Below are 21,187 nucleotides of genomic sequence, written 5' to 3' on the forward strand. Positions count from 1 at the left end.
TATTGCAGGTTGGCGATCATGGCCATGCACAGGATGCCGAAGGCAAGCTGCCACCATTTCGCCGATGCACGATCCTCACGTTCCATCCCAGCATCCTTCCTATCGAATGGCCCTGAGCTGGCGGCATGATGCACTAAATTGCTTGGGATGCAATATACCAAGGATGAAAATGCGAGCCGGCACGTGCTATTTTGCCAACGGCTAAGCCTTCGAGTCTGGATCGTAACGGGAACTCGCCCGGTCGCAGCCGCCAAGCCGCTCCCCGATGGCCACACCGCGCAAGCAAAGAATGAGCGCGTCGTGTCACCCTGTGACGGACGAGCGATGCATAAAAGGTCGTTGTCGCAGCAAGATTAACCCGCTTTTGATCTTAGCTCGTCGGACCGCCTTCCATCAAACGGGGTCATCCGCAGCTACAGCCGCACCTTGGACCCGTCCGACTTGATCCGCTCCTTCATCACCAAGAGAAGGGCCAACGTCGACCGCAGCGCCTGTGGATCGGGCTCACCGAGCACATGCCGCGCTATGTTCTCCCGCAGCCCATCGAGATCCGCGACGGCGGCTCGGCCAGCCTGCGTCAGATAGAGATGGTTTGAGCGCCGGTCGGTTACGCCCCGGTGGCGCTCCAGCCAGTTGCGCTCAACGAGGCGATCCAACAGTGGAACGAGAGAGATCGGCTTGAGCTCAAGTAAGTCAGCGAGTTCGACCTGCGAAAGGCCTTCGCGTTCGTTCAAGCGTAGCAGGATCAGCCATTCGGCTCGGGTGATGCCGCATTCACGAGCGCGGCGATCGACATAGTATCGCAGTAGGCGGGCCGTCTCCATGAGTTGGGAGATCACCTCACGCCGCAGTTCGTCCGGCAGGCCCGCGGCCATCTGACCCGACTCTCGAAACAATACGGATACATATCATATGTATCTATGTATGTCAGGGTCAACTCGGGCAAAACCGCTTCAGGCTCGCCAGCCTCAATCGCATACGATGGTCTCCCGCGATGCACGGAACCTTGAAGCCCATGCAGCAGCACAAGCGACCGGCTCGGCGCTCGCGCAGGGCATCAATCGCTTGGCTCCTCGCCGCACTTCTGGCCGCCGGCATGGGGTACTACGGCTGGCAAAGGGTCCATGCAGTTGCCCAGCCGACGCAGAGCGCCAAAGCTCCCCCACCGATCCCGGTGACGCTGGCAACCGTCGAGATCCGGCCGTTCAATCTTCTGCTCGGAGGACTCGGCACTGTGCAGGCCTACAACACCGTGCAGGTCAGGACCCGCATCGACGGCGAGGTCCAGCGAATCGTCTTCAAGGAAGGCCAGACGGTGCATCGGGGGGATATCCTGGCCGAGATCGACCCGCGTCCCTATCAGGCGGCCCTTGATCAGGCCAAGGCCAAGAAGGCCCAAGACGAAGCGAACCTCAAGAACGCCAAGGTTGACCTCGACCGCTACACGAGGCTCGGCGAATTCGCCTCGCGCCAGCAGACGGACACACAGGCTTCGACGGTCAACCAGCTCACCGCACAGGTGGCCGCCGACCAGGCTGCGGCCGACAACGCGCAGACGCAGCTGAGCTACGCCACCGTCCGCTCCCCGCTCGACGGCATCACGGGTTTCCGCCAAGTCGATGCGGGCAATATCGTCAATGCCTCCGCCCAGACCCCGATCGTCACGATCACGCAGATCGAGCCGATCTTCGTGGTGTTCACCGCCTCCGAAGAACAACTTCAGCCGATCATGGCGGCGCTGACCAAGGGCAACGTCCCGGTCGAGGCTCGAAGCACGGACGGGCTGACCAAGCTGTCAGACGGGCGGCTCGATCTTGTGAACAACCAAGTCGACACCGCGACCGGCACGATCCGGCTCAAGGCCGCCTTCGCCAACAGGGATCACGCGCTCTGGCCGGGCCTGTCCGTTTCGACCAGCATACGGCTCGGCATCGTTCAGGACGCGCTCACCATTCCGGACGACGCCGTGCAGCACGGGCCGAACGGCCTGTTCGCCTTCGTCGTCGGTCCGGACAGCGAGGCTCGCCAGCAGGCGATCACGGTATCGGGCTCAAGCGAAGGACGCACCCGCGTGACGGGTGGCCTCGCTGCCGGGGAACGGGTGATCAAGGATGGACAGTACCGCGTCCTGACCGGATCCAAGGTGGCGGAGACCCAGCCGCAGGAGACCGCGCAGGCAGCCCCGCTCCCGGCGACGCCGAGCCGGGAGCACTGACATGAAGGCCGGCATTTCGGGCTACTTCATCCGCTATCCCGTCGCCACCACGCTGATCATGGTCGGCGTGCTGTTTCTCGGCGTCGTCGCCTACCCTCTACTCGGCGTGGCGCCGCTGCCACAGGTCGACTTCCCGACGATCCAGGTCTCGGCGCAGTTGCCGGGCGCGAGCCCCGAGACGATGGCCTCCTCGGTGGCGCAGCCGCTGGAGCGGCAATTCGCGCAGATCCCGGGCGTGTCGCAGATGACCTCGACGAGCGCGCTCGGGCAGTCGTCGGTCACGGTGCAGTTCGACCTGACCCGCAACATCGATGCTGCCGCCAACGACATTCAGGCAGCCATTAATGCGGCCGGCGGCCAGTTGCCGAAGACCCTGCCAAGCCCGCCGACCTACCGGAAGGTCAACCCAGCGGACTCACCGATACTGCTCCTGTCGGCGACATCTGACACCCTGCCGCTGACCGAGGTCGACGACGCGGTCGACGTGCAACTCGCCCAGCGCATCAGCCAGATCTCGGGCGTCGCGCAGGTGCTCATTGGCGGACAGCAAAAGCCGGCTGTGCGCGTGCAGATCGATCCTGCCAAGCTTGTGGCGAAGAATCTCTCTCTGGAGGACGTGCGCACTCAGCTGTCGCTCACCACCGTCAACAACCCGAAGGGAAGCATCGACGGAACGACGCGCAGCTACACCATATACGCCAACGACCAGCTCACGGCGGCGAAGGACTGGAACGATGTCATCGTCGCCTACGTCAACGGCGCACCGCTGCGAGTGCGTGACATTGGGCAGGCTGTGCAGGGGCCCGAAGATGCGAAGCAGGCAGCCTGGGCAAATGGCAAGCGCGGCGTCTTCCTCGTCGTCTTCAAGCAGCCGGGTGCCAATGTCATCGACACCGTCGACAGCATCAAGGCTCAGCTTCCAAAGATCACGGCCGCGCTACCCTCGGGGATCAAGATCGGAATCCTGAGCGATCGGACGCAGACCATTCGTGCCTCCGTCACCGACGTCCAGTTCACCCTGCTTCTGACAATCACGCTGGTGGTCGGGGTGATCTTCGTGTTCCTGCGCAATCTCTGGGCGACGGTAATTCCGAGCGTCACGGTCCCACTGGCACTTCTGGGCGCCTGCGCCCTGATGTGGATGGTGGGCTACACCCTCGACAATCTCTCGCTGATGGCGCTGACCATCTCGGTAGGGTTTGTCGTGGACGACGCCATCGTGGTTCTGGAGAACATCAGCCGCTACGTCGAAGAGGGCATGCGCCCGATGGAGGCGGCGCTCAAGGGCGCGGGCGAGATCGGGTTCACCATCGTGTCGATCAGCATCTCGCTCATCGCGGTGCTGATCCCGCTCCTCCTGATGGGAGGCATCATCGGGCGGCTGTTCCGCGAGTTCGCGGTAGTCCTGTCAATGGCGATCGGGGTCTCGGCCTTCGTCTCGCTGTCTCTGACGCCGATGATGGCCTCGCGCCTCCTGAAGCCGCACAACGAGGAGCAGCACGGGCGCCTCTACCTGTTCAGCGAGCGCTTGTTCGATGCGCTCCTCGGGGGCTACGAGCGCGCCCTCGACGTGGCGTTGCGCTTCCGCTTCATCACGCTGCTGACCTTTCTCGCCACCCTGGCGCTCACCGTCTACCTGTTCGTGATCATTCCGAAGGGATTCTTCCCGCAGCAGGATACCGGCCTGATCATCGGCATCACCGAGGCCGGCCAGGACATCTCCTTCGCGGCCATGCAGAAGAGCCAGGAGCGGGCCGGCTCCATCATCCAATCCGATCCGGCGGTGGCGACCGTCGCCATGGTGATCGGCGGCAATGGTCAGGCCCTGAACTCCGGACGCATGTACATCACGCTCAAGCCGCGCGACGACCGAGAAGCCGATGCCTTCCAGGCGATCGGGCGCCTGCGACCGAAGCTCAACGGCATCGAGGGCCTGAAGGTGTTCCTGCAGGCCTCGCAGGACGTGCGGACCGGCGGACGAACCTCGCGCACGCAGTTCGAGTATACGCTGCAGGATCCTGATCTGTCCGAGCTGAACACCTGGGCGCCGCGCATCCTCGAGAAGCTGAAGACGCTCCCGGAATTGCGCGACGTGGCAACCGATCAGCAGACGAACGGCACGACCCTGACCCTCAAGATCAACCGGGACGCGGCCTCACGCTTCGGCATCACGCCGCAGATGATCGACGACACGCTCTACGATGCGTTCGGCCAGCGGCAGATCGCCCAGTACTTCACGCAGCTCAACAGCTACCACGTGATCCTGGAAGTACTGCCCGCTCTTCAGGGCACGACCGAGAGCCTGGACAAGATCTACATCAAGGCGCCGAACGGGGGCGGACAGGTGCCGCTCGCGGCCTTCGCCCAATGGTCGACGGTTCCGGTGGCGCCGCTCTCGGTCAACCACCAGGGCCAGTTCCCGGCCGTGACCGTGAGCTTCAACCTTGCGCCGAACGTCGCGCTCGGCCAGGCGACTGCTGCCATCGACCAGGCCAACCGGGACCTGCGCGTTCCACCGACCCTCACGACGGGGTTCCAGGGGACTGCGCAGGCCTTCCAGCAATCCCTCAGCACGGTTCCGCTTTTGATTCTCGCGGCCCTGTTTGTGGTCTACCTCATCCTGGGCGTGCTCTACGAGAGCTTCATCCATCCGATCACCATCCTGTCGACCCTGCCATCGGCAGGGGTTGGCGCCCTCGCAGTGCTGCTCTGGGCCGGCTACGACTTCAGCCTGATCGCGCTGATCGGGATCATTCTGCTGATCGGCATCGTGAAGAAGAACGGCATCATGCTGGTCGATTTCGCCATAGAGGCCGAGCGGGCGGAGAATCTCGAGCCCGAGGAAGCGATCCGCCGCGCGGCGCTGCTGCGCTTCCGCCCGATCCTGATGACCACCATGGCGGCTCTTCTCGGCGGCATTCCGTTGATGGTCGAAGGCGGCACCGGAGCGGAGATCCGCCAACCGCTTGGCTATGCGATGGTGGGCGGGCTGGCCGTCAGTCAGGTGCTGACGCTGTTCACCACGCCGGTGATCTACATCTATCTCGACAAGCTTGCACGTCTGTTCTCACGAAAGGGGACTGACGATCCGGATATCCGCCGGGAGGAAATCCACGGACCGCGCGCACTACAGGCCGCCGAGTAAGACTCTCATCCTGACCCAAAGCAGGAGGTGGGATCGTCCACTCTCGGGCAGGCTGATCGCACCGGCCCAAGCGACCGATATTGGCCGAGAGCGGCCTGTCCGCTTCGGGGCGGAAGGTATGGGCAAGTGGACGTTCAGCGCAGCTCAGGTAGATGCCTTGATGTGACACCTTCCGGATCTCTCACCTGTGCGCTTTGAAGGTTCGCTCAAATGAACGAAGCAGCCATCGAGATAGGCACAGACGCGGGACCCAAGAAAGATCCCCTGCAAGGGGATAGCATAGGGTATGCAGCACGCCTCGCCCTCGGACATCGTCAAGCGTCTGAAGCGCGCTAACGGTCACCTCGACGGCGTCATCGCCATGATCGAGGACGGCCGCCCCTGCCTCGACCTCGCCCCGTAGCGCCATGCGGTGGAGAGCGCCGTCACGAACGCAAAGCGGGCCCTCATCCACGACCATATGGAGCACTGCCTCGGCGAGGGCGTCGACCGGCAAGGCCGCGCGCGATGCGCTGGCCGAGTTCAAGGCCATCGCCAAACACCTGTGAGGCGGGCATGCTGAGCGTCCTCGCTCACCGCAACTATCGGCACCTGTTCGCAGCGCAGGTCATCGCCCTCATCGTGCACGACGGTGCCATGCGTATGCTCGACGTCGTGATGATGGTCGCCATGGATCGACAGGCCGCCGGGGCCGACGTCCACGTGCTGGGCCAGCGCGCCGACGGGGGCGAGGGCCAGGGCGGCGGGGGCAGCGAGGGCGGCAATCGTGATCTTCATCCAAGGTCTCCTAGTTTCTGGATTTGCCTTGGAATGAACAGCTCCGTGAAACCGTCCCGGATTTTTTCTGCTCGGTAGACGTGCAAGCCATTCGACGACGAATGGTCGAACCGGTCGAATCACCGGCAGCATTCAGGGACCTCCCCAATGCCAGAAGCCGGACCAAGACTTGCGGAGTCCCGGCGTAGGCCGTCGTCGATGTGGGAGGACTTCGGCGTTGTCCGCAATGCCCATCGTTCACTCCGAGTTCACTGGCGCCGGATCATGCCTTGTACGAGCGAACCGGAATCGCACATAAGGGCGACGATGGACTTCGGTGGTTGGCATAGACGCTCGGGAAGGATGCGCGGCTGGTGGGCGGTCGCCGCCCGCATGCTGACGCTCGTCCTCGCCCTGGTCGTCGCCGCCCCGGTCTCGGGCCTGGCGGACGACATGGCTTTCCACGCCGGAGGGCACCACGAACGGACCGAGGCGTTGACGGTCGGCTCCCCCTCCTCGGCCGATGCGTCGGACCCCGGCGTGGCCTCCCACGTCCATTGCGGCTGCCATCAGGTGGCTGCCATGGAGCATGGGCCCGTCCCGCCCGCTCCCGACGCCGCACGTCCCCGCTACGCCCGCGTGACCGACGTGCCGTCGTCCGTCGCGACCAACCGTCTGCCGAGGCCTCCTCGCGCGTGAGGTGACGCCGCGCCTTCGGGCGCGTTCCGCCCGGCCGCCGTATCAAGGCTCCGGGTCCGTCGTCCCACGCGAACACTCGGGACCGACCGCGACCGCCTCGTGCAAGGCCGTCCGGCTCCCGGCGAAGCAGGCTTCCATGCGCACCCTCCTCTCCGTGGCCTTCCTGGCCATCGGCATCGCCGTCGGCGGTGCCGTTCCCGCCGTCTCCAACTTTGTCCGGCAGACCCTCTCTTCGGTCGGCGTCTCCCCCGCCCTGTTCACCCCGGCCGCCGGCCCGGCCCCTGCCAAGCCTGACGCTCCGGAGGCCGAGGCGGCCCATGCGGACGGGGACGGCCACGACCATGGTCCGAAGCCGGCCGCACCCAAGGCCGGGCATGCCCACGGACACGAAGGCCACGGACACGAAGGCCACGAGCACAAGGAAGGCAACGAGCACGCCGAGGAGGGCGTGATCAGGATGCGGCCCGAGCAGGTTGCCGGGCAGGACATCAAGGTGGCGGAGATCGAGGGCGGGACGCTCGCCCGCCACCTCCTGGTCCCCGGCACGATCACACCGGACACCGACCGGATCGCCCGGGTGCCGGCCAAGGTGGTCGGCACGATGGCGGAGATGCGCAAGCGCCTCGGCGATGCCGTGCAGAAGGACGAGGTCGTGGCCGTCCTCGATAGCCGCGAGGTCGCCGACGCCAAGAGCGAATACCTGACCGCTTCGGTGCGCGCCGAGCTGGAGAAGACCAACTACGACCGGCAGCAGGCGCTCTGGGACAAGCGCATCTCCTCCGAGCAGACCTTCCTGCAAGCGAAGGCGACCTACACGGAGGCGCAACTGCGCGTCGACCTCGCCCGCCAGAAGCTGTCGGCCCTGGGCCTCAACGCGGCCGAGGTCGCGGCAGCCCAGAAGCGGGACGAGGCCACGCCGAACCAGTCGAGCCTGCGCCGGTACGAGCTGCGCTCGCCGCTGACCGGGCGCGTGGTCGAGCGCAAGGTCGACGTCGGGACCGCCGTCGGCAAGGAGGGCGACCCGTCCGACGTCTACACCGTGGCCGACCTCTCGACGGTTTGGATCGAGCTCTCCGTGCCGACCGTGGATCTCGGCAAGGTGAAGGAGGGCGCCCGCGTGGAGGTCAGCCCGAGCCAGGAAGGCGGCGACCGGCACGAGGAGGGCAAGGTCGTCTTCGTCAGCCCCCTCCTGAACCCAGACACCCGATCGGCCCGGGTCATCGTCGCCCTGCCCAACAAGGACATGGCCTGGCGGCCCGGAACCTTCGTCACCGCCGAGGTCGAGATCGCCCGGGACAAGGTCGCGGTGAAGCTGCCGAAGGCAGCCTTGCAGACGGTGGAGGGCAAGCGCGTCGTCTTCGTTCGCACGGACGAAGGCTTCGAGAAGCGCGAGGTCCAACTCGGGCGCGCCGACGACGATTCCTTCGAGGTCGTCTCCGGTCTGAAGCCCGGCGAGGAGATCGCGGTCGGCAACTCCTTCCTTCTCAAGGCCGAGCTCGGAAAGAGCGAAGCCGAGCACGCGCACTGAGGGGGGCCACCGACATGATCTCCCGCATCCTCGATTTCTCCGCCCACCAGCGTTGGCTGGTGCTGCTCCTGTCGCTGCTCGCCGCCGGCTTCGGCGGCTACGCGCTGACGAAGCTGCCCATCGACGCGGTGCCCGACATCACCAACAACCAGGTGCAGATCAACACGGTCGCGCCCTCGCTCTCGCCCGTCGACATCGAGAAGCAGGTCACCTACCCGGTCGAGACCGCGCTCGCCGGCATCAAGGGGCTGGAATACACCCGCTCGCTCTCGCGCAATGGCTTCTCGCAAGTCACCGCCGTCTTCGCGGAAAAACTCGACATCTACTTCGCCCGCCAGCAGGTCGCCGAGCGCCTGTCGCAGGTGAAGGAAGACCTGCCGCCCGGGACCGAGCCGCACATGGGCCCGATCTCGACGGGACTGGGCGAGATCTACATGTGGTCCGTGCACTACGCGAGGCCCGGCGAGCGCAAGATCTCGGAGGCTGGCAAGCCCGGCTGGCAGCCGGACGGCAGCTACCTGACGCCGGAGGGGCAGCGGCTGCGGACGGAGATCGAACAGACCGCTTACCTGCGCACTGTGCAGGACTGGATCATCCGGCCCCAGATCAAGACCGTGCCGGGCGTGGCCGGGGTCGACGGCATCGGCGGCTTCGAGAAGCAGTACCACGTCCAGCCCGACCCGACGAAGCTGACCGCGCTGGACCTCTCCTTCGGCGACGTCGCGCGGGCGCTGCAGACCAACAACGCCAACCAGGGCGCCCGCTATCTGGAGGACAACGGCGAGGGCTACGTCGTGCGCGCGGCCGGCCGCCTGGAGAGCATGGAGGAAATCGAGAATGTCGTCGTGGCCACCCGCGGCGGCGTGCCGGTCCGGATCCGGGACATCGCCGAGGTCCGTATCGGGCGCGACCTGCGCACGGGCTCTGGCAGCGAGGATGGGCAGGAGGCGGTCATCGGCACCGCCCTGATGCTGATCGGCGAGAACAGCCGCACGGTGGCGGCCGCCGTCGATGCCAAGATGGACCGAATCCGCAAGTCGCTGCCGCCCGGCGTCGAGGTGCAGACGGTCCTCAACCGGACCGTGCTCGTCGAGGCGACCATCAAGACGGTGGCCAAGAACCTCGCCGAGGGCGCGGCCCTCGTCATCGTCATACTATTCCTGCTGCTCGGCAACATCCGTGCGGCCGTGATCACGGCGCTCGTGATCCCGGTGGCGATGCTGATGACCATGACCGGCATGGTCGAGACCAAGATCTCGGCCAACCTGATGAGTCTGGGCGCGCTGGACTTCGGCCTCATCGTCGACGGGGCCGTCATCATCACCGAGAATGCCTTGCGCCACCTGGCGGAGCGTCAAGCGGAGCTCGGGCGGAAGCTCGACCTGGAGGAACGCCTGCAGACGGTGCGGGCCTCGGCCGAGGAGATGATCAAGCCCTCCCTCTACGGGCAGGCCATCATCATCCTCGTCTACGTGCCGCTCCTGACCTTCACGGGGGTCGAGGGCAAGATGTTCGAGCCGATGGCGCTGACCGTCATCATCGCCCTCGTCTCCGCCTTCATCCTGTCGTTGACCTTCGTGCCGGCGATGATCGCCATCGTCATCACCGGCAGGGTCACCGAGAAGGACAACTTCATCATCCGGGCCTTCAAGGCGGCCTACCGGCCGCTGCTCGGCGCAGCGGTCCAGGCGCCGCTGGCCTTCGTCGCGGTTGCGCTGCTGCTGCTCGCCGGGGCCGGCGTGCTGTTCACGCGGCTCGGCACGGAGTTCATCCCCCAACTCGACGAGAAGAGCATCGCGCTGAACGCCACCCGGATCCCCTCGACCTCGCTGTCGCAGTCGCAGGCGATGCAGCTCAAGGTCGAGCAGGTGGTCTCGAAGTTCCCCCAGGTGGCCTATGTCTTCTCGAAGACCGGTACGGCCGAGGTCGCCACCGACCCCATGCCGCCGAACTCGTCCGACACCTTCGTGATTCTGAAGCCGCAAGACGAGTGGCGGGACCCGTCGCTGAGCAAGGCCGAGTTGCAGGAGCAGATCGAGAAGGCCGTGGGCGAGCTCGCCGGCAATGTCTACGAGTTTTCCCAGCCCATCCAGCTGCGCTTCAACGAGCTCCTGGCCGGTACCCGCGGCGACCTCGCCGTGAAGGTGTTCGGCGAGGAGTTCGAGCCGATGCTGAAGGCCGCCAACCAGGTGGCCTCCATCCTCCGCACCATCAACGGGGCCGAGGACGTGAAGGTCGAGCAGACGGCGGGCCTGCCGTTCCTGGAGATCAAGATCAACAAGGCCGAGGCGGCCCGCCTGGGCTTGAGCACAGGGGCCATCCAAGAGGTCATCGGGGCAGCCATCGGTGGCAAGGACGCCGGCATCGTCTTCGAGGGCGACCGGCGCTTCCCCATCGTGGTGCGCCTGACCGACAAGGTGCGCGAGGACCGCGAGGCCTTGGAGAACATCCCGGTGCCACTAGCGCCGGGTCCGAACGGGCGGGCGAGTTCGGTGCTCCTGAAGCCGGTCGCCAGCTTCTCGGTCACGGAGGGGCCAAACCAGATCTCGCGCGAGAACGGCAAGCGCCGCGTCGTGGTGACCGCCAACGTGCGCGGGCGTGACATCGGCTCGATGGTCGCCGAGGCGCAGGCGAAGGTCACGCAAGAAGTGCAGATGCCGGCCGGATACTACGTGACCTGGGGAGGTCAGTTCGAGAACCTTGCTTCGGCCAAGAAGCGGCTGGCGATCGTGGTGCCGGTCTGCTTCTTTCTGATCTTCCTGCTGCTCTACTCGGCACTGAGGTCGCCCCGCGACGCGCTTCTGGTGTTCAGCGCGGTGCCGCTGGCGCTGACCGGCGGCATCGCGGCTTTGTGGCTGCGGGACATGCCTGTCTCGGTGTCGGCGGCGGTCGGGTTCATAGCGCTGTCGGGCGTGGCGGTGCTGAACGGCCTCGTCATGCTGACCTACATCAAGCAGCTCATGGCGCAGGGCCGGCCCAAGCGCGAGGCTATCCTGGAGGGTGCAATGACCCGATTGCGTCCGGTGGTCATGACGGCGCTCGTAGCCTCGCTCGGCTTCGTGCCGATGGCACTCGCCAGCGAAACCGGGGCCGAGGTGCAGCGCCCGCTGGCGACCGTCGTCATCGGCGGTCTGATCAGCGCGACTCTCCTGACGCTGGTCGTACTGCCGGCTTTGTACGCCCGCTTCGGTGGAGAGGGATCGCTCGCGTCCCCGAGGAGAAATCCGGAGGCCAAGGGGGAGGCATCGGCCCTGCCGCACGCCGCCGAGTAGCCATGGAAGCTCGCGCAGCAACCCGATCTCGGGCTCTCGCGCTGGCCCTCTGGCTGGGATGCCTCCCGGCTGCTCGCGCCCAGGAGGCTCCCTTCGGCCTCTCCTGGGGGCCGATAGGGACGGTGCCCAAGCCTTCGTTGGTCGACCGGGAGGCCAACATCACGGCCCTGATCTACTTCCACGACCAGCCGCCCGCCACGGGCAATGGGAACGGCGGGCTACGAGGCTACATGAAAGAAGGCAAGAGTGGCGCAAGGCCGACCGCCCCCGCAAGGCGAAGTCGACCGGCACGCGTGGCGTGATGGGCGCGATCGATAACGTTGCGCGGATCTAAAATCACACAGAGGGTTGCGGTCACCTCTTCTCGGGTGATATGTGCGATTACGTACGAACTACGTAGACGCTTGCATGAACCCGGTTCTGGCCGCCCCTCGCTCCATCGCGCTGCCAAGCACTTCCGGCCGGGCGCGAGGTCGTCGTGATCCCCCACTGAGAGCGGCTGCGCCAGGATAGTTCTCGTGCTCGCCATCGGGCCGATCGGGGCAATGGCCATCACGGGTGAGCGTCTCCGGCCCGCTCCGCTCTCATCTTCCTTGCCGATCCTGCTCCTCGACGGGTCATGCGCGCGATCAAGCTTCTTCTCGGCGCCCTGCTCTTGCTCGGAGGGCTCTACATCCTGGTCGGCGAACACTTCGCCGGCACATCGTCGGACGCCACAGTCAATGCCCGCATGGCCGTGGTGCGCGCGCCGATCGAGGGCGAGGTCTCCCTCTCGCTCCGCGGCGTCGGTAGCCGGGTCGGCGAGGGCGAGAGCGTCGCCAACATCCTGGACGACCGCTTCGACACCGCGCGCCTGAACGATCTCGAGCGCAGCCTCGGCGGGCAAAACCTCGACCTCAAGCGGGTGCAGGCCCAGCGCGCGGCGCTGAACGCGGCGCGCAAGGGCTATGAGACGCAGGTCGCCGACTATCAACAGGGGCGCGTGCGCCAGATCGAGGCCCGTATCGCTGAGGCCCAGGCCGCCCAGGAGGCCGCCAATGCCCGGCTTCGGGAGGCCGACGCCTCCTGGAAGCGTGCGAACGAGCTGAACGAGCGTGGCGTCCAGACGGCGGTCGCGCTCGACAAGGCGCGCTCAACCTCCGAGGTTGCCAAGCAGGATCTCGAGAGCGCCCGCCAACGGGCGAACTACCTGCGCACGGAGCTGGCCTCCGCCCGCAATGGCGTGTTCATCGGCGATTCCTACAACGACGCGCCCTTCTCCTCGCAGCGCATCCGGGACCTCGACCTGCGCATCGCCGAGCTCAGCGGCGAGGAACAGCAGATCGCGGCCCGCCTCGCACAGACCGAGTCCCAGATTGCCGCCGAGCGGGTGCGGGTCAACAAGCTCACCTCGGCGGAACTCAAGGCGCGCTCACCCAGCATGGTCTGGGACTTCCTTGTCGATGACGGCGAGTATGTCCGACGCGGGCAGGACCTCGTACGGCTCGTCGACTGCTCAAGTCTGATGGTAACGGCGAGCGTGACGGAGGCGCTCTACGACGGCCTGCGCCTCGGCGGGACGGCGCAGTTCCGCTTCTACGGTGACGACCGGATCTTCGACGCGACGATCACACGCCTCGGCGGCTCCGGCGCGGCCGGGCTTTATGCCAACCTCGCGGTCGGGCCGAGCGCCGAGCACCTGAAGCGCTTCGACGTCGCACTGACCGTACCGGCGCTCGCGGCCCAGGCCGGATCCGGCTGCGCGGTGGGGCGGACCGGCAGGGTCATCTTCACACAGGGGCCGCTCGGGGCCGTCCGGGCCTTCGCGACCCGATACGGGTTCTAACCCGTGCTGACTGTCTCGCCCCTCGTCTCGGCCTTCGCGGCGGCAGCGGTGGTCCTGGGGGCCGGCCTCCTCCTCCTTCCGCTGCTCGACCGCGGGCGCACGCTCTGGCGCACGCTGCTCCTCGGTACCGCTACGATCCTCGCCTGGCGCTACATGGCCTGGCGCTTCACCGACACGGTGCCCGCCTTCGCCCTCGCGCCGGAGCCCATCCTGGCCTGGGCCTTCGCAGGGCTTGAGGGCCTGACGGTGATCTCATCGACGATCGCCTTCCTGATCCTCACGCGCGTTCGCGAGCGCGGCGAGGAGGCGACCCGCCATGCGAAGTGGTGGGCGCCGGGGCCGCCCCCGCGCGTCGACGTCTTCATCGCCACCTACAACGAGGAGTTGGAGGTCCTGGAGCGCACCCTCGTGGGCGCCAAGGCCCTCGACCACCCGGCCACCGGAGTTTACGTTCTCGACGACGGAAGGCGCGACTGGCTGCGGGAGGTCTGCGCCCGGCACGGCGTCGGCTACCTCATCCGCCCCGACAATGCCCACGCCAAGGCGGGCAACATCAATCACGCGCTGAGCCTGCGCATGCGGGAGGCGGACGCGCCCGATTTCGTCGCGGTTCTCGACGCCGATTTCGTGCCGCACCGCGATTTCGTCAGCCGGACGCTCGCGCTGTTCCACGACTCCAACGTCGGTCTCGTCCAGACGCCGCAGCACTTCTTCAATGCCGACCCGGTCCAGCACAATCTCGGCATCAGCCGTGCCTACCCGGACGAGCAGCGCCACTTCTTCGACAATGTCGAGGCCTCTCGGGATGCCTGGGGCATCGCGGTCTGTTGCGGCACCTCATCGATGGTGCGGACCGCCGCCGTGCAGGCCATTGGGGGGCTACCCACCGAGAGCGTCACTGAGGACTTCCTGCTGAGCCTGCGGCTTGCCGAGAACGGCTGGCAGACCGTCTACCTCAACGAGGCGCTCACCGAGGGGCTCGCGCCGGAAGGCCTGCAGGAGTACATCGTCCAGCGCGGACGCTGGTGCCTCGGCATGATGCAGATCATCCGCAACGTCTACGGCCCGTTCGGCGGCCATGGGCTGACCCTGCGTCACCGGGTCAGCATCCTCGATTCTCTTCTCTATTGGACGACGACCTTCCCGTTCAGGCTCGCGAGCCTGACATGCCCGCTGCTGTACTGGTATTTCGGCATCACGATGGTGAACGCCAGCGTAGAGGACATCGTCGCCTATTATCTGCCCTATTACATCGCCGTGATGATGGTTCTGAACTGGCTGTCGAATGGCCTGTTCATCCCGATCCTGAACGACGTCTCCCAGCTTCTGGCCGCTTGGCCGATCACGCGGGCGGTTGCGGTCGGGCTGCTGACGCCCGGACCCCACAAGTTCCGGGTGACCGCCAAGGGCGGCGACCGCACCCGCATCGTCGTGCAGTGGCCCCTGATGCGGCCCTTCCTCGCCCTGTTCGGGCTAACGCTCGCCGGCCTCATCCTCGCGCTAACCTCGGATTTCACGTTCAACTACAGCGAGGTGGCCGGGGACGGCAGGGTCATCATCCTGTTCTGGACGCTCTACAACCTCGCAGTGCTCGCCATCACGATGGCTGCCTGCATTGAGCGGCCTCGGTCGAACCAGCCACTGCGGCAGCAGGTCGAGCGCGTCGAGCTGACCGTGGATTCCCGGCGCCTCGGCGCGTGGCTGACCGATCTCGGCACCGATCAGGCTCGCCTCAGCGGGATCGCCGGCGCCGCGCCCGGCTCGGCCGGGCAGCTGATCATTCCCGGCATCGGTCCCGTGTCGGCTCGCGTGCTGGCCGAGACGTCCGACGGCTGCCGCGTCGCCCTCACCCCCGAACCCGAGCAGCGCGACCGCATCATTAGCCGCCTCCACACCGCAGCTGGCGCGCCCGGCACGGGGCGGGGTGATCTCGGATTGATGCTGCGCGAGCTCGCCCGCGGTCTGACCCGCTGAGACGAAGAGAAGAAGAGACATGGCAAAGTCATGGATCAGCCTGAAGGGGGTCGTCTTCTTCGGCGGCGCCTTCCTGATGCTCCTACCGGCCTTCGTGGCCGGCTCGGTCTACACTGGAGGCCTGCAGCAGCAGACAGAGATCCTGCTCGCCGAGAAGCTGCGGACGCGGGGCGAGCTCGGCGCCGACCAGCTCGGCCGGCGCCTGCATCAGCTCTGGCTTGATGTTGACGGCCTTTCCCGTTCGGTCGACCCAGAGCGGCTCGACGGCGTGCGCCAGGACATCACCCTGCTGGGCCAACTCGATAAGCGCTATTCCTGGATCGGCGTCACTAACCTTGAAGGCAAGGTGCTGGCCGCGAGCGGAGGTATCCTCGAGGGCGCGAGCGTCGCCCAGCGATCCTGGTTCCGGCTGGGTCTCACGGGGCCTACCGCGGTCGATGTTCACGAGGCGCAGCTCCTCGCCAAGCATCTCGGCAACGGCCGCGATCCCTTGCGCTTCATCGATCTGGCGGCGCCAATCCGGCGGAAGGACGGCACGATCGTCGGCGTGATCGGTTCCCATGTCGACTGGCGCTGGGTGACGGACAACCTCAAGAGCCTCGGCGCCCCAGGCATCGACGTCATCCTGCTGGCCCGCGACCAGCGCGTTCTGTTCGGGCCGCCGGACCTTGTGGAGCAGCCCCTCACGGTGGGAGCGGCGGCGGCGGCCGGTCGCTCGACCGTCACGGCGGTGCAGCGCGAGCGCTGGCCGGACGGACGCGACTACCTCACTGTAACGGTACCAACCGTGGGCCACGCCGACCTTCCGAGTTTCGGCTGGAGCCTCCTCGTGCGGGAAGACGTCGACAGCGCGCTCGCCCCGACGCGGGAGCTTGTGAGGTCCTTCTGGATCCAGCTCGGGTCGGGCGCCCTGATCGCGTTGGTACTACTCTACCTGATCGCGAGCTGGGTCACCGTCCCCCTGCGCCGGCTCGTCGCGGCGGCCTCCGAATTAGAGACGCGGGCGCCGAGTCAGCCGCCGCACGCGGAGACGCGCTACGAGGAAGTGCGTCGCCTGAGCGTCTCGCTCGTGCGCCTCCAGACCCGCCTTGCCGACCAAGCGTGAGCGCCCTGTAGCCCCTCAAGAATCCAGGTCCTGAAAGGCTCATCCAGACCCGTAAGCCCGCTGTGCACTGGCGTTGTGGCGTACAGCCTGCTCTGGCCACTCTGTCCGGGCCTTTATTGCTCACCCGTGCATCTGGCGAATCAGGTGTCCGGCCAAGGCCAACGAGCGCGTGCAGTTCGCCTACGGCCTGAACTACTCGATCGACACCGCGCACGCGATCGCCGTCGACGTGGAGGCTACGCCCGCGCGCACCTTCAACGAGGTGCGCGGCACGGTGGAGCGCACGCGGGCGCGGTTCGGGCTGACGCCGAAGCGGTTGGTGGCCGACACGGCCTACGGCACCGGCAAGTTCCTGGGCTGGTCGAGCGGAAGATCGCGCCGCACATCCCGGTGTGGGACAAGGCTGCCGGCGTGCTCGAACGTCCATCTACCTGGAAGACCGCATCAGACGTGGCCGCCAGATGCCGAGAACGACATTGGCCGTGGCGATGGCGAGGAGGACCCACAGCGTGTTCCGTTCCGCTCCGAGCGAGCCGGCAAGCGTCGCAGGGTCGACCCGGCCCGACAGGGCGCCGGCGCTGAGTTCGGCTTCCTGCTGCATCGGCCCCAGAACGCCGACGAAGCCGCTCTCGAAAACCAGGATGCCGGTGGCGGCCTTCAGCCAGGCCCAGCCGGCATCGTGATAGCCGCGGTTCAGGCCGATCGCCAAGAGGCCGGCGATCAGCGTCAGCCCCAGCGAGGGAAAGAAGATCCACGTGGCGATGGCGCCCATCCCACCCCGTATCAAGGCGTATTCGGCCAAGGAGGTCGGCGGCGGAGTGAGGTTCAGCAACACGAGCAGGGACGCCATCGCCCCCATGAGACCGATGGCCCCCATCGTATGGAGGAATTTCAGAAGGCGTCGCAATGCGTCTCGACAGCTGAACCGGTTGACACGCGAAACTGTACCGCAATCGGGAGGACCGAGATAGCAACGTCGTTCCGGCCCGTGCAGCAGGCGTCACACGAACGAGCCACCTGATCAGTTCATCGAAGCGGCCATCGCTCCGTGTCTCGGGCGGTTCGCCGGCGTGTACTGCCCCATTGTCGGAGCGTCCTGCCGATAGCTCCGCCGATCGGTGCCATGACGGCACGGCCTCGCGCTCGCGCTCGCGAGAGGCGTCAAGGCTGCGGCGGCTGCGGCGGCGCTGTCACGAAGCGCGGGTCGGTGCGGAAGGCGTTCGCGACAAGGCGGGACAGCCGGATGAAGGCGCGGCCCTGGGGCGTGATGACATAGGCGTCGCCGCTTGCCCGGACGTTGCCCGACGCTGCCTGCTCCTGCAGCCGCCTGTCGATCTGGCGGTATTCGCCGAGATAGCGCTTCTCGAACACCCCGCGCATCCGCTCGGCCGTGTAGGCTTCATCCGGGTGCGCCGCCATCTCGGCGAGCACGAAGACGCTGATAGAGCGGTCGACCGTGACGGGAAGGAGCACGAGGAAGCCGAGATTGAGCGCGAGCGACAGGATGCAGGCGCCGAGCGCGTCGCGGCGGCGGACGCCCCAGTCGGCGAGCCGGCCCGCCGCGACGAGCGCGAGGCCGAGCGTGACGACGAAGGCGACGATCAGCAGGGCGAGGCCGCGGTAGAACAGGATCCCGATCCCCGGCAGGAGATCGATCTGGAACAGAGCGACGAAGCAGAGGAAGCCGAGGGACACGGCGAGGATGTGAAGCGCGACCTGCCCCACCGCCCAGCGCAGGGCCGTCGGCCTCCCGTCGGCCCGCGAATCCGTCACGGAGGCCTCACAGGTCATCGACGCGGATCACCCGCACGAGCGGGCTCGCGTAGACGGCGCGGCTGCGCCAGACCCAGGACGCGCGGTCGCTCCAGGCCGGGTCCTGCGCCGAGACGACCAGCGCGTCGATGCCGGCGGCCGCGGCGCGGTCGCGGATCTCGGCCGGCGCCAGGGAGCCCAAGAAGATCGGCTCGACGGATGCGAGCCGCGCCGCGACCGCGGCGGCGTCCGCACCGAAGAGCCGGGCGGCCCGATCCGCGACGCCGACCGGCTGGCGGCCGTACAGACCGAAATCGAAGGCGCGCGGCAGGGTCGGGTTGTGCTGCAGCACGGCGTCGGCCGGCAGGTGCCGGCCCACCCAGCGATAGGCCGCGCGCAGGGCGTGATCGACGTCCGGCCGGGCGTTGATGAAGGCGGTTTGCGCGTCGCCCGAGACCGGAAAGGCCCGCAGCCAGAACAGGCCGTAGGCCGTCGTGCCGTAGCCCAGGATGGCGAGGGCGACGAGGAGGCGCGGCAGCCTCGCCGGCGTTGCCGCGTCCGGTGCGGCGCGCGCGCGGACCACGAATGCCACGGTCCAGACCACGGCCGAGATCTGCGCGAACAGGACGACCCGCCAGCCGAGATCGTTGGAGATGATCACCGAGCGCAGGAACGAGCCCAGGGCGAGCGCGGCGACGGCGCTGAGGGCGAGGAGCCGCGCGGTCTCGCGGCGCAGCGCCTGGGCTGCCGGGACGCGCCGCCAGAACAGGAACGCGCCCGCGGCGAAGACCCCGAACTCGATCGCGTAGTTCAGAGGGAGAAGGATCAGCCGGAGGAGTGGCTTGGAGGAGGGATCGAGCGGCAGGCTCTCGAGAGGGCCGAATCGGCGCACCGAGACCGCGATGGCCGAGCCGCTGTCGCCGCGGTTGGCCAGGAGATCCACGAGGTGCGGGGCCGCGACGGCGAGGCTCAGGAGTCCCGCGCCGACGAGGAGAAGCGCGGCACGCCAGCGCCGCTCGACGACGAGCAGGATCAGCCAGAGGCCGGCCGTCGCGACGGCGCCGAGCGTCACCCAGACCGAGAGGCCGAGGCAGGACGCGAAGGCGCCGGCCGCGACGAGGAGTGCCGCCGCGTCGGTTCCTGGACGCCGACCGGCGCGCTCCGGCGCGCTCGCGAGCGCCAGGAAGCCGAGCCAGGCCGCGAGCGCTGCGGTGACGTGGTGGGGCACCCACAGCAGCGAGGTCGTCCACCACGCCACCTGCTCGTTGAGCGCGCCGATATCGGGCGTCCAGCTCCCGGCATGCAGGCGCACGTTCAGCGCCAGCACGATGCCGAGGCCGCCGGCCGGGAGGAGGACGAGGAGGCAACGCCGGACGAGGGCGGGCGGCGCGTCGTCGACGAGGCCGGAGCGGACGAGCAGAAGGTCGAGAAGGCCGTAGAGCCCGATCCCCGTCCAGAAGAGCAGGCCGGCGAAGGCGGTGCGACCATCGACGAGCGGTCCGCCGAGCCAATCCGCGAGCGCCGTGAGCGTGTAGTAGAAGTAGTAGTAGCTCGCCCGCCCCTCGCGCGCGAAGAAGGGATCCACCGGCGGAACACCCGTCTCCACGATCGCGTGGGTCGTCGCCGCGTGCTTGACGAGGTCGATGACGAGGAAGGGCTGGCGGAGGGCGCCGCCGATGTCGAGATCGATCAGCGCGTAGAGGACGATCCCGAGCCAGAGGGCTGCCGGCAGGACGGCCCCGCGGATCCGCCATCCGCCGCGCGCCCGCAGGGCGAGAGCCAGTCCACCCATCGCGAGCGCCGCGTTCACACCGACGGCCGCCGGGATCCCGACGGCGCGCACGAGCAGGCTGTCGAGGACCGGCAGGAGGCCGAGGCCGAACAGGATGGCGACGAGCCAGCGCGCGCCCGGAGCGAGCTCGGGAAAGCGCAGCAGCCGGCTCCCGCCAGCGAGGGCGTAGCCGGGCAGCACGACGAGCGGGATGTCGAGCAGAAGCGCCGCCAGCACCCCTATCGCGTCCGATACGCTCCCGTTCATCGATCCGCCGCCGCGAAGTTTGCAGGCATCGCGCTACCACAGGGCCGTTAACCCTTCCTGCGCGGTCCGGCGCGCAGCCGATCAGATTTCCCGGCGGGTCGCGTCCTTCTCGTACTTGCCCTGATACTTGCCCTCGTACTGGCCGACCCGGCGGGCGCGGCCGCGCACCAGCTCCGATCCGAGCCCGGTCACCACGAAGCCGACCTGTAGCAGGACGAAGCCGAGACACACCTGGGCGACGGCCGGCAGTACGCCCTGCCCAGACCAGACCATCGCCGTCACGGCGAAGGGCACCACGAAGAGGCCGACGAGCGACAGGAACAGCCAAGTCAGGCAGAGGCCCGCGACCATTCCGCAGGCGGTCATCAGAAGTAGGAAATAAAACATCTCATGCCGCGCAGTCAGTCGATCGAGCCATAAACGCCTCGCCGTCAGCTTCGCTCACCGTAAGGAGAGCTTCGCCGCGCGTCGATACTGGAATAGGCCCTTGTGAGGTCGGGACGCCAGCCGGCAAGCGATTGAAAATCTGACTGTCTCTCAAATGCAACTCGCGCTGCGACAGGTTGCCGTCGTGTCGCGGCGGGTGTCGTCGCGCATTCGCAGGGACATGCCGACGTATCGTTGCCGGCACCGGGCCGCCATTGCAGCGACACGATGGGGACGGAGCAAGAGCCTCCCGGCATGGGATCGAAAAGCTACTCCGCGGCATCCACAAAAACTTAAGGAATACGATCGAAGACAACATTCGGCTGCGCATTCACCATGAAAGATACTGCAAGATGACCGCGCTGAGTGTCTATGTCGGCAACGATCCTGCGGCTCTTGCGGCCTACCAGGCCTGGCTTGGCCGGCCGGTGGACGACGTCCTGTTCTACCTC

15 protein-coding genes and 1 pseudogene are annotated in these 21,187 nt (G+C 67.1%); 9 read left to right on the forward strand and 7 right to left on the reverse strand.

Annotation, left to right across the window (positions count from 1 at the left end; translation table 11 throughout):
• Positions 1–413 precede the first annotated feature (413 nt).
• Positions 414–875: a MarR family winged helix-turn-helix transcriptional regulator gene (locus tag WDW90_RS26325; protein ID WP_336490473.1), complete on the reverse strand. Its 462-nt coding sequence runs from the start codon at positions 873–875 to the stop codon at positions 414–416.
• 119 nt (positions 876–994) lie between these two features.
• Between WDW90_RS26325 and WDW90_RS26330 the strand changes: the two genes are divergently transcribed.
• From WDW90_RS26330 to WDW90_RS26340, 3 genes and pseudogenes are all read left to right on the forward strand, one after another.
• A complete protein-coding gene (locus WDW90_RS26330) occupies positions 995–2,215 on the forward strand; it encodes an efflux RND transporter periplasmic adaptor subunit (protein WP_336490474.1) in 1,221 nt (406 codons plus the stop codon).
• 1 nt (position 2,216) lies between these two features.
• Positions 2,217–5,360, forward strand: a complete 3,144-nt coding sequence (locus WDW90_RS26335; RefSeq protein ID WP_336490475.1) for an efflux RND transporter permease subunit — start codon at positions 2,217–2,219, stop codon at positions 5,358–5,360.
• A gap of 286 nt (positions 5,361–5,646) precedes the next feature.
• A pseudogene (locus WDW90_RS26340) lies at positions 5,647–5,908 on the forward strand (metal-sensing transcriptional repressor).
• Here the strand turns inward: WDW90_RS26340 and WDW90_RS26345 are convergent.
• Complete coding sequence (locus WDW90_RS26345) at positions 5,883–6,137, reverse strand: hypothetical protein (protein WP_336490476.1); 255 nt, start codon at positions 6,135–6,137, stop codon at positions 5,883–5,885. The pseudogene WDW90_RS26340 and the gene WDW90_RS26345 overlap by 26 nt on opposite strands.
• A gap of 342 nt (positions 6,138–6,479) precedes the next feature.
• Here WDW90_RS26345 and WDW90_RS26350 point away from each other — a divergent pair, with 342 nt between their 5' ends.
• The 6 genes from WDW90_RS26350 to WDW90_RS26375 all read left to right on the forward strand — a co-directional run bounded on the left by WDW90_RS26350 (position 6,480) and on the right by WDW90_RS26375 (position 16,519).
• On the forward strand, positions 6,480–6,815 hold the full coding sequence (locus WDW90_RS26350) for a hypothetical protein (RefSeq protein WP_336490477.1): 336 nt from the start codon (positions 6,480–6,482) through the stop codon (positions 6,813–6,815).
• A gap of 136 nt (positions 6,816–6,951) precedes the next feature.
• Entirely contained in the window at positions 6,952–8,343 is a 1,392-nt protein-coding gene (locus WDW90_RS26355) for an efflux RND transporter periplasmic adaptor subunit (protein ID WP_336490478.1), read from the forward strand.
• A gap of 14 nt (positions 8,344–8,357) precedes the next feature.
• Positions 8,358–11,615 (forward strand): efflux RND transporter permease subunit, encoded by a 3,258-nt coding sequence (locus WDW90_RS26360; protein ID WP_336490479.1) that lies wholly within the window; start codon positions 8,358–8,360, stop codon positions 11,613–11,615.
• Positions 11,616–12,234: 619 nt separating this feature from the next.
• On the forward strand, positions 12,235–13,440 hold the full coding sequence (locus WDW90_RS26365) for an HlyD family secretion protein (protein ID WP_336490480.1): 1,206 nt from the start codon (positions 12,235–12,237) through the stop codon (positions 13,438–13,440).
• Positions 13,441–13,443: 3 nt separating this feature from the next.
• Positions 13,444–15,414 carry a glycosyltransferase gene (locus tag WDW90_RS26370; RefSeq protein ID WP_336490481.1) on the forward strand — a complete coding sequence of 657 codons (1,971 nt, stop codon included), beginning with the start codon at positions 13,444–13,446 and terminating at the stop codon, positions 15,412–15,414.
• A gap of 19 nt (positions 15,415–15,433) precedes the next feature.
• Positions 15,434–16,519 (forward strand): cache domain-containing protein, encoded by a 1,086-nt coding sequence (locus WDW90_RS26375; RefSeq protein WP_336490482.1) that lies wholly within the window; start codon positions 15,434–15,436, stop codon positions 16,517–16,519.
• 192 nt (positions 16,520–16,711) lie between these two features.
• Here the strand turns inward: WDW90_RS26375 and WDW90_RS40865 are convergent, their stop codons facing one another.
• The 5 genes from WDW90_RS40865 to WDW90_RS26400 all read right to left on the reverse strand — a co-directional run bounded on the left by WDW90_RS40865 (position 16,712) and on the right by WDW90_RS26400 (position 20,696).
• Positions 16,712–16,849 (reverse strand): hypothetical protein, encoded by a 138-nt coding sequence (locus tag WDW90_RS40865; protein WP_431311125.1) that lies wholly within the window; start codon positions 16,847–16,849, stop codon positions 16,712–16,714.
• 97 nt (positions 16,850–16,946) lie between these two features.
• Positions 16,947–17,426 (reverse strand): hypothetical protein, encoded by a 480-nt coding sequence (locus WDW90_RS26385; protein ID WP_336490483.1) that lies wholly within the window; start codon positions 17,424–17,426, stop codon positions 16,947–16,949.
• 254 nt (positions 17,427–17,680) lie between these two features.
• On the reverse strand, positions 17,681–18,292 hold the full coding sequence (locus WDW90_RS26390; RefSeq protein WP_336490484.1) for a hypothetical protein: 612 nt from the start codon (positions 18,290–18,292) through the stop codon (positions 17,681–17,683).
• A 7-nt stretch (positions 18,293–18,299) separates the two neighbouring features.
• The gene (locus WDW90_RS26395) at positions 18,300–20,309 is read right to left on the reverse strand and encodes a hypothetical protein (RefSeq protein ID WP_336490485.1); all 2,010 of its coding nucleotides are present in this window, start codon (positions 20,307–20,309) and stop codon (positions 18,300–18,302) included.
• Between the two features lie 81 nt (positions 20,310–20,390).
• Complete coding sequence (locus WDW90_RS26400; protein WP_336490486.1) at positions 20,391–20,696, reverse strand: hypothetical protein; 306 nt, start codon at positions 20,694–20,696, stop codon at positions 20,391–20,393.
• Between the last annotated feature and the right edge of the window lie 491 nt (positions 20,697–21,187).

The organism is Methylobacterium nigriterrae (genome assembly GCF_037106235.1).
Lineage (GTDB): Bacteria > Pseudomonadota > Alphaproteobacteria > Rhizobiales > Beijerinckiaceae > Methylobacterium > Methylobacterium nigriterrae.